The following is a 14,561-nucleotide window of genomic DNA, read 5'->3' as shown; positions in this document are numbered from 1 at the left end:
GTCGGTATGAGTTCAGCCGACAGGCAGTTCGGGAAAGATCTTGTCGAGCGTGATCGGAAAGTCGCGGACACGCACAGCGGTAGCGTTATAGATCGCGTTTGCGACTGCAGCTCCCGCCCCACAGTTGCCGAGCTCGCCGATGCCCTTGGCGCCCAGCGGATTGCCCTTGTCGTCCTCCTCGGGAAGGAAGATGGCTTCGACGCTTGGAATATCGGCATGCACGGGAACGTGGTACTCGGCGAGATCGTGGTTGACGAAATGGCCGTGGCGAGGATCGAGCACGGTCTGTTCCATCAGCGCCGCCCCGACGCCCCAGATCATGCCGCCGATCATTTGCGAACGCGCCGTCTTCGGATTGAGGATGCGACCGGCGGCGAAGACGCCAAGCATGCGCCGCAGCCGTGGTTCGCCCGTGTCGATATCGACCGCGACCTCGGCAAAATGCGCGCCGAACGCATGCTGGGAATAGGTGCGATAGGTTTCGCCGCGGGCCGCAGAGCCCTCGGCCGCTAATCCGTTCGGCGCGATCCGGGCCAGAAGATTGCCGAGGCTCTCCGAGCGTGAGCCGAGGTGGAGTTTTCCCCCCTCGAAACGAGCTTCCGAAATGTTCGCGCCACGCAAGGGCGAACGCTCATGCGATGCGGCTGCCGAGGCGATCTGCTCCCGGAGTATCAGGCAGGCATTGTGGACCGCCGTGCTCGAACTCGATGCGCCCCAGGAGCCACCCGAACCGGCGGTGCGTGGCAGGCTGCTGTCGCCAAGCTCGACCTTGACGGCCGCGAGCGGCACGCCCAGCCGCTCGGCCGCAACCTGCGCCAGGATCGTATAAGTGCCGGTACCGATATCGGTCATGTCAGCCTGCACCGTGACTTGCCCCCGCGCATCGATGGCGACACGAGCCGAGCCCGGACCGAGATAATTGGCGCGGATCGCGGCTGCCATGCCATAGCCGATCAGCTTGCGGCCTTCCCGACGGCTGCCCGGCTTCACCGGGCGGTCGCGCCAGCCGAAGCGCTCGGCCCCGTCGCGCATGCACGCGATCAGGTTTCGGCTGGAGAAGGCCACGTTGCGCTCCGGATCGCGCTCCGGCTCGTTGCGGATGCGCAAGTCGATCGGATCGAGGCCGAGCTGTTCGGCAAGTTCGTCCATCGCGCATTCAAGCGCGAGCAGGCCAGATGCTTCGCCGGGTGCCCGCATCCATTCACCACGATTGGTGTCGAGGCGTACCAGGCGATGCATCGTACGCCGGTTCGCTGCTGCGTAGAGCGCTCGCGTCGGCACCGCGCTCTGCTCAGCGAACTCCTCGAAACGAGATGTCGAAGAGGTGACCTCATGCTCGATCGCGGTCAGGCGGCCGTCGCGGTTCGCGCCGAGCCGGACCCGCTGCTTCATTGCCGCGCGATGGCCGGCACTGGCGAACATTTGCCGTCGCGTCAGAGCGACCTTAACCGGCCGGCCGAGAACGCGCGCGGCCAGTGCGGCGCAGACCGTCTCGGGATGAACGATCAGCTTGGAACCGAAGCCGCCGCCGATGAAGGGGCTGATGACCCTGACATTCTGCGGCGAGATGCGCAGCGTATTGGCCAAGCCGGCCTGGATATTCGCCAGCGTCTGCGCCGAAGTATGGACGGTCAGCCGGTCCCCATCCCACTCGGCGATGGCCGCATGCGGTTCCATCGGATTATGGCTCTCGAACGGCGTCGCATAAACGGCGTCGAGCTTGACCGGCGCCTCGGCGAAAGCGCGGTCAAAGTCGCCAAGTGTCGAGTCCGTGGGGAAGCCGGCATTGATACGTTCGGGCCGGTAGATTTCGGCATTCGGCGCTGCGGGGTCGAACGCGCCCGGTTCGCTCGCATAGCGCAGCCTGATCAGCCCCGCGGCCCCTCGCGCTTCCTCGAAGGTCTCGGCGACGACCAGCGCGACCGGCTCATCATGATAGCGGATACGCTCGCTCGCCAGCACCGGGCGGGCCCGCGTGAACACCTCCGGCACAGTTGGCGTGACAGCCGGACCGAAGGCCGATTGGCTCGGTGCGTTCCTGTGCGTCATCACCAGGATCACGCCGGGTGCGCGCTCGGCATCGCCGGTATCGATCTCGACGATACGTCCCTTGGCGATGCTCGCACCAAGGATGCAGCCAAAGGCCGGCGCGCGATCGAGCCTGTGCTCGTAAGCGTAGCGCGCCCTCCCCGTAACCTTGAGCGCTCCGTCGATACGGTCCACGGGCTGGCCGATCGGCGCGGCAGCGCCGGGGCGCGATGTCGCCTGAACGATGTAATCTTGAGCCATCGTCTTATGCCTCAAACGTCTTGGACGGTTTCAGCGAGCGTCCGGCGCAGCGTGCGCCGCGCCAGCTCGATCTTGAAGGCGGCGTGGCCTTCGGCGCGCGCGCCGGAAAGGGCCGCATCGGCGGCCGCGGCGCAGGTCTCTTCACCCGCGGGCTGTCCGGCAAGAGCCCGCTCGCCTTCGGCAGAGCGCCATGGCTTGGGCGCAACGCCGCCCATTGCGATGCGCGCGCCACGGATGCGTCCGGCGGCGACGTCGACAATTGCCGCGACCGAGACCAGGGCGAAAGCGTAGGACGCGCGGTCGCGGACCTTGCGGTAGAGCTGCCGACCCGGCGGCGGTGGCGGCAAGATCACAGCGGTGATCATCTCGCCAGCGGCGAGCGTGGTCTCGATGTGCGGCGTCGTTCCCGGCAGACGGTGCAGTTCTCGAAGCGGAAAGACCCGTGTGCGGCCGTCGGATTGTATCGTCTCGATCCGCGCATCGAGCGCGGTCATGGCCACCGCCATGTCGGATGGGTGGACGGCCATGCAGGCCTCGCTGGCGCCAAGGATCGCGTGAAGCCGGTTGAAGCCGCCGCGCGCGCTGCAGCCCGAGCCGGGATCGCGCTTGTTGCAGGGCATGTCGCGTTCATAGAAATACGGGCAACGCGTACGTTGCAGCAGATTTCCGGCAGTACTGGCCTTGTTGCGGAGCTGGGCGGAAGCACCCGAGAGGAGCGCCTGCGAAAGCAGTGGATAGCGGGTTCTCACCCGCATGTCGGCTGCGAGATCGCTATTGGGAACCTGTGCCCCGATACGCAGGTCACCTTCCGGCGTCTCCTCGATCAAGCGCAGTGGCAGGCGGCTAATATCGACGAGATGTATCGGCTGCTCGATCTCCAGCTTCATCAGATCGATGAGATTGGTGCCGCCGGCGATGAATTTGGTGCCGGGACGCGCGGCCACCGCGGCGGCCGCCTCGCGCAGGCCGGATGCGCGCTCATAGGTGAACGGCTTCATCGTTCAGGTCCTCTCGGCGACATCGCGAATGGCCGCGACGATGTTGGGATAGGCGGCGCAACGGCAGAGATTGCCGCTCATGCGCTCGCGAATTTCGGCATCGCTCAGCGTGGTCTGTGCAACGAGATCGTCCGTGACATGGCTCGGCCAGCCGTCCCTGGCTTCGTTCAGCATGCCGACGGCCGAGCAGATCTGGCCCGGCGTGCAATAGCCGCACTGGAAGCCGTCGCGCGCGATGAACGCAGCCTGCATCGGATGCAGCGCCTCGCCCCGGGCCAGTCCCTCGATCGTCGTGATCTCGTCGCCTTGATGCATGACCGCGAGCGTCAAGCAGGAGTTAACTCGCCTGCCGTTGATCAGGACCGTACAGGCGCCGCACTGACCATGGTCGCAGCCCTTTTTGGACCCGGTCAGACCAAGCTGGTGGCGCAGCGCATCGAGCAGCGTGGTGCGCGGATCGAGTTCGACTGAAGTCAGGCTGGCGTTGATGATCAGACTTACGGGGATTCTCGTCGTTCCGGCTGCAGGCTCGACAAGACTGCTAGACTGAGCAAGCGCCGGCACAGCGTCGGCGATCCCAACGGTGAGCAGCGCCGTCGCTGCCGCGGCCCCCTGAATCACGCTCCTTCGAGTCGGCCCGTCATCGGTCGGGCGTCGGTCCTTGCAGTCGGCCATGTCGAGCTCGCTCCCTTGCGCACCCCGTGCTTGCTCGGCGCAAGATAGGCGCGCCGCTTCGGGCGTTCTTTCACGATTCCGGCGCTCTTACAGGATTCAGGAAAAAAGCTGTTGCCGGTAGGCTCGGGGCGTCATGCCTCGCTCGCGTTTGAATGCCGTGGTGAAATGGCTCTGGCTGGAGAAGCCTAGTCTCGCCGCTATCAGCGCAAGTTCGTGGTCGGAATCCGCAAGAAGCTGCTCAGCGCGGCGAATCCGCCGCGCGATCACAAAGGCGTAGGGAGCCATTCCGATCGCCGTCCTGAAGCGGCGCGCGAAGGAATCGATCTCCATGTCTGCGATCGCCGCGAGATCGCTCAGCCTGATTTCCCCACCGAGGTGCTCCTCGACGTATTCCTCAATCCTGCGGAGCGTCGCCTTGCCGAGCGCGCCATGTGCACTTGGACTGGGTTTGCCACCGTCGAGCGCCATGACCCGATGCATCGCAATGGCGGCGAGATGCTCGACATAAGCAGTGTCCGGCTTGCCGCCGAATGCAACGTCGTTATGCAGCGCCGTCAACAGCGCGGCGACAACCGCATCGGCGCGATTGACCAATATTGGCAACGTCTCCGCCGAACGCGCGCATCCGAACCGAGCGTGATCGAGCCATAGGGCGGAGTAGACGAGATCCGGCTCGCAATAACTGCCGGAGCGCTCGACACCTGCGGGGATGAAGGAGAGCGCGCCCGGCCTGTCCCGGCCGTCATAGACGAGTTCGCCGGAGCACGAAATCCGCGTTCGCGCGGTCTTGCCTGTATGGGTCAGCACGATCAGATGCGAGGGCGCCGTCCAGGTTAATTCTGCTTCCCGGCAGGACCAGCGGCGATGGTCGAAGACGATTGCACCATCAAGCCATGAACACGTATCCGGTGACTCCGATCGGGTCTCATCTGTGACACGGAGTTCACCCTCTCCGATCATCGGGGTCAAAGCCATGGCAGGTACCTTTCCTTGATCAAATCAATTCGCTTGACCTCACCGAACGGCCGAAGTGAATTCGGGCACTTCCACATACGAATTTGAGATGTCGCTCGGACGTCAAACAATCTCCCTCCGTCACAAGGCGTGAAATAGCTGTGCTATTTGCGCCATACGTCAGATCGAGCACTTCTACCATCTTGCCCGGTCCTGGGGAGCCGGCAACCAGCCGAATGGCTTAGCCGTGCTGGAGGAGGCGCTAAAGCGCACTCTCCGCGACAAACCCTAGCGATCGTAAGCCATGTGGCACGACGCCATAAGCGCATCAGTTGCGCTCGCCGTGTTTCTCTTGCTTTGTAGCCGCCTCTGATATCGGGCCCAGACACCCCCTTGTGGTGCACACCCACTGTATGTATAATTCAGGTTGTTAACGACCACCCATATATATGATGAAGCTACATATTTTAGAGGTTTCAAATGGCCAGCACACCGGCGGCACGGCCGGCCAGATCTGTCCAACTTGATGTCATCAGAGCCTTCGCCATCCTGCTTGTGATCGGTGCACACCTCCTGGTCGCAGCGCCGGATGACGGCATCATCGGCTCGTTCGCATGGGCCTGGCATGAATATGGTGGATTCGGTGTGCCGCTGTTCTTCACGCTGTCAGGCTATCTCGTCGGCGGACTTCTGATCTCTGAGGTTCAGCGTCACGGATCGATCGATATCAGGCGGTTCCTGATCCGACGCGGGTTGAAGATCTGGCCCGCCTATTTCGTGTTTTTGGGTTATCTCGTGGCGATGCCGATCCTCAGGGGCAGGGCATCTCTCCATGACCAGCTGGCCGATTACTGGCCCAATGCGCTGTTCCTGCACAATTACGTCGGACCCAATCCTGCACTGCATACCTGGAGCCTCGCCGTCGAGGAGCATTTCTATCTGGCGCTCCCCTTCCTGCTCCTTGCCATCGTACGGCTCGGGCTGATGCGATGGATCGCGCCGTTGTTCCTGATGGCTCCGGTGTTCACCACCCTGTTGCGGGTGGCATACGCAGCATCTGGAGACCCTTACATGGCGGTCCAGACGATGGTGGCGACGCATCTGTGGGCCGATGCCCTTCTGGTCGGCGTCGGGGTTCGTGCTTTGGCAGAATTCTCCCCTGACCTCTTCGCCGGATTCCATGCCTGGCGCTGGCCGCTACTCGCCGCCGGCGCGCTGCTCCTGGCGATCGTTACACTCCCGATGCCAAAACTCGCCGGCGTGCCCATCAACAGGATCATCCCTATCATCACGATGTCCGCGACGGCGCTATTGATCGGAACGCTGCATCTCAAGCTGGCTGGGCGGACTGCGGCCGTGCTGGCCTGGATCGGCATGTACTCCTACGGCATTTATCTCTGGCATGTGGCGGTTGTCGGCGTCGTGCACCGATCCATCACCCTTTGCTGCAGGAAGGCAGCACCACGCAATGGCTGGCTGTTGCGGTGGTGACGGTCGCCGGCTCGGTCTTGTTTGGTGCGTTCATGTCGCGTCTGGTGGAGTGGCCGGTGCTGGCGATCAGGGATCGCGTATTCCCATCTCGCAGTGGCCCAGAAACGCAAAAAAGGCCCCGCACCCTCCGAAAGGAGGACACGGGGCCAAAAGATGGAAATCAGGAATGCGTTACGCCGTCGTTACCTTTCTTGTCTTAGGCGCCTCACCGGTCATGGCGCAGCAGCCGTTCTCCTGTCGCGGCACCTTGATTGATCAGCGTGTCGTCGGCGTCTCGCTCGGTGAATGCGATCTCAACTCGCTGTCCGAGACCGAGCTCCGGCGCATCACCGCTGTCTGTGGTCCCCCTAACGGGGTCGACGAGACCGCCAATCACGCCATCTGCACCATCCGCGCTCTAGTGTTCGAGAATGAAGGCGCCCCCGGGGTCAAGGTGACGCGGGTACTTAGCATCCGTGCTCGCCGCTAGGCGATCTGCTTGGCATAGTAGACCGAGGGCTCGCACCAGCGCTGCTCCGGATCGCAGCGGACGTAGCCGGCGCGCTCCAGGTTGCGTTGGGAGTAGACGTTGTCGGGTTGGGTATCGGTGACCAGCATGGTCCAACCTAAATCCAGCGCCTTAGCTTCCCTGACGGCCAGAAACAAGCGCTGGAGGCCCTGTCCACGATGGGGTGCCACCCCTCGGAACCTGGATGCTTCATCTGCGGCAGGCGGCCTGGGACCATGCGGTCATACTCGCCACGTACCCGAATCGACCCTCCCGAGAACAAGCGATGGCGAAAGCCATGTGCGCGGCGCTTGAGGACGTCTCCGACTTCCGACCATGGACGGGCGCGCTTCTGGAGCCGCCACATCAAGTTCTATACGCTTCCATCTGGTCCAGCCTTCTTGCTTTGTTGCTCAGTCTCGGCCCCTATTTGCGCGACTTTCTGCTCGCGGCAACGGCCGCTGCGCTGGTGGCGGGTTTCCAGCAACTTCAATATCGAAGAGCTTTGCGATCCGCCGAGTCCGCTCTTTTCGCTGATCAGTTCGCTCGGCGACTTCTCGCGTATCTAGACGTGGCAGTCCGAAACCCGGAGGAGTTTCCAGGTTACCTTGCCGCAGTACGCCGCTCCTCCGGCCTAGACTCGCGCGAGGACGGTAGCACTGCTCCGTTTGCGTGACGGCTCGGCGGAAGCCCAGTTCGTTGACCGCCCTCGGCCGCTGGCAGACGCCGCCGAGACGTGGTTTGAGGAGAATGATCCGGAGGGTGTGGCGTTCGAGTATGAGTGCTTGATCTCATCGAAACGGCCAAAGTGAATTCGGACACTTCCGCATACGAATTTGAGATCTCGCTCGGACGTCAAACAGTCGCCCTCCGTCACGAGGCGTGAAATGGCTGTGCTATTTGCGCCATACGTCAGATCAAGGGGCGTCGTCGAGGAAGACGCATTCCGCAACACGAAGACGAGCAGCCAACTTATCCGAAATGCGGATCTGCAAAAACACGGTCCCTTCCGTGTGGCGTAGTCTTCATCGCTCTCGGCTGATGAGCCCCTCGGACTTTCGGAAACTATGCTGCCAAAAACAGCATCGATCGCAACGCACATGCAGCGCTCCTGCCTTTGTCGAACGTGCGCACGATGGGATCTGGTTGTCGCAGAACTTTGCCGACCATGACCGGTAATTGTCGCGATCTGTCTCAGGAACGCTGCACTGCATAGTTCGCGACAAGTTGGAGCCGTGCTTCTGTCCCCTCCTCTTCGATCACCTTGCTTTCAATACGGCTTTGCGGAACTGCATCGAGTCCTATGCCATACGACTTTGCAACAAAGTGGCTCACCGGGACCGGATTCTGCGACTGCTTGTACTTAAAACGGGTTCAACCCTGCGCGACCGATACATTCTGTTACACTTTTCCGGTGGGTTGAACGCTGGACTTCGGTATGATGTGGAACGGAGCAACTGGATGGACTCGGCACCGCACATCGCCGTCGTGGATGATCATCGCGACATCCGCGATCTGGTCGGCAAATACTTGATGCAACATGGCTACCGCATCAGCCTTGCGGAGAGCGCCGCTGCACTTCGCCGTCTGCTCGAACGAAGTGCCTTTGACCTGGTGGTTCTCGACGTCATGATGCCGGGTGAGGACGGATTGTCTCTCTGCCGCCATCTCCGCAGCACCACGGACCTTCCCGTTATCCTGTTGACTGCCATGGTGGAACAGACCGATCGGATCGTCGGCCTCGAAATCGGCGCCGATGACTACGTGTGCAAGCCATTCAATCCGCGCGAACTCCTTGCCCGTATCAAAGCGGTGCTTCGCCGAGTCCAAAGCCTGCCGCCGCAGAAAGGCCGGCTCGCGACCAAGATCGTACGTTTCGATCGGTGGACCTTTGACATCAGCCGGCGCGAGTTGGTGGGACACGATGGCGTTGCTGTGCCGCTCAGCACCGCTGAGTTTCGGCTCCTATGCGCCTTTGTCGACCATCCCGGTCTGGTGCTCAGCCGCAATCAGCTCCTCGACTTGACGGTCGGCCGAGATGCCGATCCGTTCGACCGGAGCATTGACAATCAGGTCAGCCGGTTGCGGAAGAAGATCGAGGCCGATCCGAAGGTGCCGGCCTTGATCAAGACTCACTGGGGCGGTGGATACAGCCTCGTCGCACAGGTCGAACGGCCATGATGAGCTTATGGAAGCGCAGCCTGGCGGCCCGCTTCATCTGCTTCACGCTGCTATCCCTCATGCTGTCGCAAGCAGTGGTGTTCTTCATTTCCTGGGATGAGCATGGGCAGGCAATCCGGAAGGCCGCCAAGGGCGAGATTTTCAGCCGGTGCGCCTCGCTCGCCCGGGTCTTAGAGGCGACGCCTCCAGCGCTTCAGTCCGATATCCTGAACGCCAGCAACACCAGTTCAGCAAGATATTGGATATCGGCCAACGGCCTGAAGGATGCCCCCGCCTGGCGAGAGGAGGCGTGGGAGCGTTTGGCCCAGCCGTTGCCGCGCGTATCCTTTCCCGGCCACAGCGCGCCCGTCGAGGTGAGACCGGATTTCGTCCGAAATTCGGCCAGCAGTAGCAGCGCCACCTCCTCGCAATGGATCGATCTCAAGCCGGGAGCTTGGCCGCTGTCCCGGCCAGCGAAATTTCTCTATCTCGATGACAGCACCGGCATGGGTTTGGCCGTTCAATTGGCGGACGGCGCATGGCTGAACACTGCATTTGCCAAACCTGCGCAAGACGGCTTCTGGACCTCCCAATCCACGGTGACGCTCGGCCTGTCGGCGTTGTTGTTGTCGATCATTGCCGTATTCGCCGCGCGCGGCATCGCGCAACCATTGCGTCGCCTGGCCGTGGCGGCCGAAGCCCTTGGCCGCGGTCAGGAGATCGTACCGCTGCCGGAGACCGGCCCCGACGATATCCGGCGTACGGCCGAGGCATTCAATCGCATGCAGGCACGCCTGCATCGTTTCGTCGACGATCGAACCAGAATGCTGGCCGCCATCGGCCATGATCTGCGCACACCTCTGACCTCACTCCGTTTGCGTGCAGAATTCGTGCCTGATCAGGAAGTGCGGGAGAAAATGCTCTCCACGATTACAGAGATCCAGACGATGACGGAGGCAACCCTCGCATTCGCCCGCGAGGATGCGACCGCAGAAGCCACACGTACGGTGGACCTCTCCGCTCTCGTGGAAAGTCTTTGCGACGATCTCGCCGAACTCGGCTACGATGTTTCGTTCTCGGAGGGGGCGAAGATCAGCTATAGCTGCCGACCAGACGCGCTGCGGAGCGCGTGCCGCAACCTCGTCGAAAATGCCATCCGTTATGGCGAGCGGGCGCGGGTCAGCGTAGAGAGGCGAGCAGACAGCATCGAAATCATCGTCTCGGATGATGGACCCGGTATTCCGGACAACGCCAAGGAGCAGGTTTTTACGCCGTTCTTTCGGATGGAGAATTCGCGGAATCGCGAAACTGGAGGCGTCGGTCTTGGTCTTTCTATTGCGCGGACCACAGTCCGCCACCATGGCGGAGATATCACATTGATCAACCAGCAGAAGGGACTGCGCGCGGCCATTAGCCTGCCACCGCTGGATAGCGGACCTCCTCCCAATAGCGGACCTCCTCCCATCGGGGTCCGGGTCACGGTCGCAGGAGTGAAGGACAATATCAACGCTCTCGAACCGGCAACCCGCAGCGTTTCCACTTGAGCATACCATCGAGATAATGCCTTGCCACAATACGCTGTTTGAAATTCGATCCAGAATATTGATCAAGGTCCGGTGCACGACAGCGGGCTGATTCCGACCGTCGGTTGTGCGCGGACGCATTCTCGCTGAATGCCGCCAAGCGACATGCCTTTGACAGGTCCAGGGAGAGGTCAAAATGAAAACGCTAACGAGTGGAGCGACGCGTCTTGCACTAGCACTGCTGCTTACAATCGGAGCAACGCTGATGTGTGCCGCAAAGACATTCGTCTATGTGTCGAACGCGCAGGACGGCAACATCGATGCCTACACCATGGACACGAGCACCGGCTCGCTCACGCCGATCGGAAAGGCCGAGGCCGGCAAGCTGGTCATGCCAATGGCAGTGAGCCCGGACAAGAAGCACCTCTATGCCGTGGTACGCTCGCAGCCGCCGCACGTATTGACCTACTCCATTGATCCGGCAGCCGGTGTGATCACGCAGAAGGCATCGGCGCCGCTTCCCGACAGCATGCCTTATGTCTCGACCGATCGCACCGGGCGCTACCTGTTCACCGCCTCTTATGGCGGCGACAAACTCGCCGTGAGCCCGATCGACGAGAATGGGCTGGTCGAGGCGGAAGCGATTCAAGTGATCCCCACCGGCCGCAACGCGCATTCGATCTTGCCCGATCGCAGCAACAAATTCGTGTACGCGGCCACGCTCGGCGCCAATCAGGTGTTGCAATTTACTTTCGACAACAACACCGGCAAACTCACGCCCAACGTCCCGGCGGCGGTCAGTCCGGGGCCGGGTCACGGCCCCCGCCACATGGCGTTGTCGCCCGACAACAAGAACCTCTATGTGCTCAACGAATTGTCGGGGCACGTCACGCAATATGCGGTCGATTCCGGCAAGGGGACGTTGACCCTCGTCGAGAGCATTAGCTCGGTGCCGGCGGATGCCGGCCTCGCTTGGGGTACGCCGCAGGCGCCCGTCGGCGCTGCACCGACGCCCGGCTCAGCGCTGCCGAAGGACGAGAAGCCGAAAGTCTGGGCTGCTGACATCCAAATCACGCCCAACGGCAAGTTTCTGTATTCGACCGAACGTACCACCAGCAAGATCGCCTTGTTCACCGTGGCACCCGGAACCGGCAGGCTCGCCTACGTCGCCAATTTCGCGACCGAGGCGCAGCCGCGCGGCATTGGGATCGATCCGAGCGGCCAGTACCTCGTCGCGTCGGGTGAAAAGTCGGATCACCTTTCGGTCTACAAGATCGACCAGAGCACGGGCAAACTCGGCGAGCCTAGTCGCTATCCAGTGGGAAGTGGAGCGAACTGGGTCGAGATTGTCGACGTGCAGTGAGCGTACTCGCTTTTTTTGGGCTCTGTTCCGCGGAGATCGTGCGTTGCGCCTCCGCGATTGCGCTTGTTCTACTCCCCAATGATGGCCATCGACGTGAGCCAGGATGGCTTCAATAGGATTGCGTTGGCGACCATCAGCCACGGGCTCGCTGTCGCTCAAGTACACAAAGACCTCAGCTCCGGCGGCGGGGCGCCCTTCCCCTCGAGCATCCCCAGCGCTAGCGCGGCCTCCACCCGCACGCTCGGATCCTGATCGCCCGCTAGCTGTCGGAGAGGGAGGAGGGCTTGTTCGATCCCCGGGAAGGCCGGACCGAGGCGACCGAGGTGCCAGGCCGCCAGGCTGCGGACGAAGCCAAGCTCGTTGCCCAACTCCGCGATGAGGACGGTGACCGACTCTCCACCCGATGGCGCCACCCGGGCCAGGGCCGCCGCCGCCCAGACGCGCACGAACGCAACCGGGTCCTGGAGGGCCGCGGCGAGGTCGGACATAGCCTCGGTTGCCGCGGGGCCGATCTCGCCCAGGGCATATGCGCCGAGGCGGCGCTGGAGCGGATCGGTGCTCGAAAGCTCCCTCGCCCAGTCTGGAACGGAAGTCCCTAGGTAAGCGAACTGCGCGCTCATGGCCCGACCCTCAAGGCCCCGCGCCGAGCCGGCGGTCCAGGTTGAACGCGGCGCTTATCAACCCGATGTGAGTGAATGCCTGCGGGAAGTTGCCCAGCGCTTCGCCACACGGACCTGTCTCCTCGGCGTACAGACCGAGGTGGTTGGCGTAGGTCAACATCTTTTCGAAGATGAAGCGGGCCTCCTCGGCGCGGCCCGCCCGGGCCAGCGCTTCCACCAGCCAGAACGTACACATATTGAACGTCCCCTCGCTCCCGGTCAGGCCGTCGCCGGCTCCTCTGCCGATCTCGTAGCGGTGCACCAGGCTGTCGGAGACCAGCTCCGCCATGGTCCGGTCCAGCGTCCCGCGCATGCGGGGGTCGGTCGGCGACAGGAAGAAGACGAGCGGCATGATCAGATTGGACGCATCCACCGCGTCAGTGGCGAAGTGCTGCACGAAAGTCTGCCGCTCCGTGTCCCAGCCGTGCGTCATGATGGCCTCGTAGATGCGGTCCCGCTCCGCGGCCAGGCGGGTGCGGTCCAGCGGCAGGCTCCGCTTCTGCGCAAGGCGGATCGCCCGATCCAGCGCCACCCAGCACTGCACTTTGGAGTAGACGAACTGCTGCTGTCCACCGCGCACCTCCCAGATGCCATCGTCGGCTCGCTCCCAGTTGTTCGTCACCCAGTCCAGCATCTTGCGCAAATGGCACCAGGAATCATAGGCGATCGGCGTCCCGTACTTGTCGTACAGGTAGACGGCGTCCATCAACTCGCCATAGATGTCGAGCTGCAACTGGTCGGCAGCGGCGTTGCCGACTCGCACCGGACGCGAGCCGCGGTAGCCATCGAGGTGGCCGAGGACCTCCTCGGGCAACTCGCGCCCGCCGTCGATGCGATACATAGTCTGCAACGGGTCGCCCCGGGTGCCCTCAACGGCCCGTTGCTCCAACCAGGCCATGAACTGCTCTGCCTCCGACGTCAGCCCCAGGCGCAGGAAGGCGTAATTGGTGAAAGCGGCGTCGCGCACCCAAGTGTAGCGATAGTCCCAGTTGCGCACCCCGCCGATCTCTTCCGGCAGCCCGCAGGTCGGCGCCGCCACGATCGCGCCGGTCGGCGCGAACGTCAGCAGCTTCAACACCAGCGCCGAGCGGTGGACCATCTCGCGCCAGCGACCTGAATAGTTGCACTTCCTCAGCCACTGCCGCCAAAAGGCCAGGGTCTGCGTCAGGGCCTCCGTGCCGACCAGCCGCGCCTCGAGCAGGACCCCGTCATGAACGCTGTCGTGGCCGTTCTCCTCCACCTGGCGGAGGATGAACGTGGTCGTCTCGCCGGGGTTGAGGACGAACTCGGCAGCGACGCCGTCGCCCTGCCGACCAAGCGGGAAGCGGCTGACTAGCGAGACTTTCATGCCTTGCGCCTCGAAGATCGCTCCCCGGCCCTCCAGGACGACCTGGTGGGGCCGGCGGGCGAAGTCGAAAGCCGGCCGGCAGTCGAGGCGGAAGCGGACCGACCCGCGCACCGCCCGCACCACCCGGACGATCTGATGGATCTTTCTGATCTCGCGCGCGCTTTGGACCGGCATGAAGTCCACGACCTCACCGACGCCCTGGTCGCTAAGAAAGCGCGTCACCAGAACGTTGCTGTCAGGCATGTACATCTGTTTGTGCTGCGCCTCGTAGAGACTGGCGATGCGGAATGAGCCCCCTTTCTGGTCGTCGAGGATCGCCGCGAAGACGCTCGGCGAGTCAAAGTGCGGCAGGCAGCACCAGTCGATGGAGCCGTCGATGCCAACCAGGGCAACGGTGTGCAGGTCGCCGATGACGCCGTAGGACTCGATCGGCTTGTAGCCCATGATCTCGTCTCCTCCGCTCGCTCGACGCTGATCGAGCCCCACGATGGGCGTATCGTCAATGCCCTGAGGCGGCGAAAAGACACACCGGATATTCAACTTTTTTGCTTGCAACCCTCGCCCGCGGCCGCTCGCCAGTAAGATTTCTGAAATTCAGAATCCGCTAAGAGGTC

12 protein-coding genes are annotated in these 14,561 nt (G+C 62.7%); 5 read left to right on the top strand and 7 right to left on the bottom strand.

All coding sequences use genetic code 11. The features are described 5' to 3' along the window. Window positions 1-12: 12 nt before the first annotated feature. The 4 genes from AAFX91_RS04505 to AAFX91_RS04490 form a co-directional block, all read right to left on the bottom strand. On the bottom strand, window positions 13-2,289 hold the full coding sequence (locus AAFX91_RS04505) for a molybdopterin cofactor-binding domain-containing protein (RefSeq protein WP_394565672.1): 2,277 nt from the start codon (window positions 2,287-2,289) through the stop codon (window positions 13-15). A gap of 11 nt (window positions 2,290-2,300) precedes the next feature. After that, window positions 2,301-3,287, bottom strand: a complete 987-nt coding sequence (locus AAFX91_RS04500) for an FAD binding domain-containing protein (RefSeq protein WP_394565671.1) — start codon at window positions 3,285-3,287, stop codon at window positions 2,301-2,303. 3 nt (window positions 3,288-3,290) lie between these two features. Next, on the bottom strand, window positions 3,291-3,962 hold the full coding sequence (locus AAFX91_RS04495) for a 2Fe-2S iron-sulfur cluster-binding protein (protein ID WP_394565669.1): 672 nt from the start codon (window positions 3,960-3,962) through the stop codon (window positions 3,291-3,293). A 96-nt stretch (window positions 3,963-4,058) separates the two neighbouring features. Beyond that, window positions 4,059-4,769 carry a helix-turn-helix domain-containing protein gene (locus tag AAFX91_RS04490; protein ID WP_394565668.1) on the bottom strand — a complete coding sequence of 237 codons (711 nt, stop codon included), beginning with the start codon at window positions 4,767-4,769 and terminating at the stop codon, window positions 4,059-4,061. A 627-nt stretch (window positions 4,770-5,396) separates the two neighbouring features. Here AAFX91_RS04490 and AAFX91_RS04485 point away from each other — a divergent pair. Continuing rightward, window positions 5,397-6,407 (top strand): acyltransferase family protein, encoded by a 1,011-nt coding sequence (locus AAFX91_RS04485; RefSeq protein WP_394565667.1) that lies wholly within the window; start codon window positions 5,397-5,399, stop codon window positions 6,405-6,407. 166 nt (window positions 6,408-6,573) lie between these two features. Beyond that, complete coding sequence (locus tag AAFX91_RS04480) at window positions 6,574-6,876, top strand: hypothetical protein (RefSeq protein ID WP_394565666.1); 303 nt, start codon at window positions 6,574-6,576, stop codon at window positions 6,874-6,876. On the opposite strand, the gene AAFX91_RS04475 is transcribed toward AAFX91_RS04480, so the two are convergent. Continuing rightward, a complete protein-coding gene (locus AAFX91_RS04475; protein ID WP_394565664.1) occupies window positions 6,873-7,085 on the bottom strand; it encodes a hypothetical protein in 213 nt (70 codons plus the stop codon). The two genes, AAFX91_RS04480 and AAFX91_RS04475, sit on opposite strands and share 4 nt — an antisense overlap. A gap of 1,270 nt (window positions 7,086-8,355) precedes the next feature. Between AAFX91_RS04475 and AAFX91_RS04470 the strand changes: the two genes are divergently transcribed. From AAFX91_RS04470 to AAFX91_RS04460, 3 genes are all read left to right on the top strand, one after another. Next, window positions 8,356-9,075 carry a response regulator gene (locus tag AAFX91_RS04470; RefSeq protein ID WP_282528118.1) on the top strand — a complete coding sequence of 240 codons (720 nt, stop codon included), beginning with the start codon at window positions 8,356-8,358 and terminating at the stop codon, window positions 9,073-9,075. Continuing rightward, window positions 9,072-10,598 carry a sensor histidine kinase gene (locus AAFX91_RS04465; protein ID WP_394565663.1) on the top strand — a complete coding sequence of 509 codons (1,527 nt, stop codon included), beginning with the start codon at window positions 9,072-9,074 and terminating at the stop codon, window positions 10,596-10,598. Before AAFX91_RS04470 ends, AAFX91_RS04465 begins: the two co-directional genes overlap by 4 nt. Window positions 10,599-10,842: 244 nt before the next feature. Continuing rightward, window positions 10,843-11,940: a beta-propeller fold lactonase family protein gene (locus AAFX91_RS04460; RefSeq protein ID WP_245475806.1), complete on the top strand. Its 1,098-nt coding sequence runs from the start codon at window positions 10,843-10,845 to the stop codon at window positions 11,938-11,940. 155 nt (window positions 11,941-12,095) lie between these two features. On the opposite strand, the gene AAFX91_RS04455 is transcribed toward AAFX91_RS04460, so the two are convergent. Both AAFX91_RS04455 and AAFX91_RS04450 read right to left on the bottom strand, forming a co-directional pair. Beyond that, window positions 12,096-12,560, bottom strand: coding sequence for a HEAT repeat domain-containing protein (locus AAFX91_RS04455; protein WP_130578056.1), 465 nt, complete (start codon window positions 12,558-12,560; stop codon window positions 12,096-12,098). Window positions 12,561-12,570: 10 nt separating this feature from the next. Continuing rightward, window positions 12,571-14,391 (bottom strand): glycoside hydrolase family 15 protein, encoded by a 1,821-nt coding sequence (locus AAFX91_RS04450; protein WP_130578057.1) that lies wholly within the window; start codon window positions 14,389-14,391, stop codon window positions 12,571-12,573. Window positions 14,392-14,561 lie beyond the last annotated feature (170 nt).

It is taken from the genome of Bradyrhizobium sp. 31Argb, from assembly GCF_043638955.1.
In the GTDB taxonomy this organism is placed as follows: Bacteria; Pseudomonadota; Alphaproteobacteria; order Rhizobiales; family Xanthobacteraceae; genus Bradyrhizobium.
The sequence above is the reverse complement of the archived record's forward strand: the minus strand, read 5'-3'. Positions and strand labels throughout refer to the sequence as shown.

Coding starts and splice junctions, on each gene's coding strand:
- AAFX91_RS04485 (WP_394565667.1), top strand. CDS start 5,397: ATGGCCAGCACACCGGCGGCACGGCCGGCCAGATCTGTCCAACTTGAT.
- AAFX91_RS04455 (WP_130578056.1), bottom strand. CDS start 12,560: ATGAGCGCGCAGTTCGCTTACCTAGGGACTTCCGTTCCAGACTGGGCG.
- AAFX91_RS04480 (WP_394565666.1), top strand. CDS start 6,574: ATGCGTTACGCCGTCGTTACCTTTCTTGTCTTAGGCGCCTCACCGGTC.
- AAFX91_RS04505 (WP_394565672.1), bottom strand. CDS start 2,289: ATGGCTCAAGATTACATCGTTCAGGCGACATCGCGCCCCGGCGCTGCC.
- AAFX91_RS04460 (WP_245475806.1), top strand. CDS start 10,843: ATGTGTGCCGCAAAGACATTCGTCTATGTGTCGAACGCGCAGGACGGC.
- AAFX91_RS04450 (WP_130578057.1), bottom strand. CDS start 14,391: ATGGGCTACAAGCCGATCGAGTCCTACGGCGTCATCGGCGACCTGCAC.
- AAFX91_RS04470 (WP_282528118.1), top strand. CDS start 8,356: ATGGACTCGGCACCGCACATCGCCGTCGTGGATGATCATCGCGACATC.
- AAFX91_RS04495 (WP_394565669.1), bottom strand. CDS start 3,962: ATGGCCGACTGCAAGGACCGACGCCCGACCGATGACGGGCCGACTCGA.
- AAFX91_RS04465 (WP_394565663.1), top strand. CDS start 9,072: ATGATGAGCTTATGGAAGCGCAGCCTGGCGGCCCGCTTCATCTGCTTC.
- AAFX91_RS04500 (WP_394565671.1), bottom strand. CDS start 3,287: ATGAAGCCGTTCACCTATGAGCGCGCATCCGGCCTGCGCGAGGCGGCC.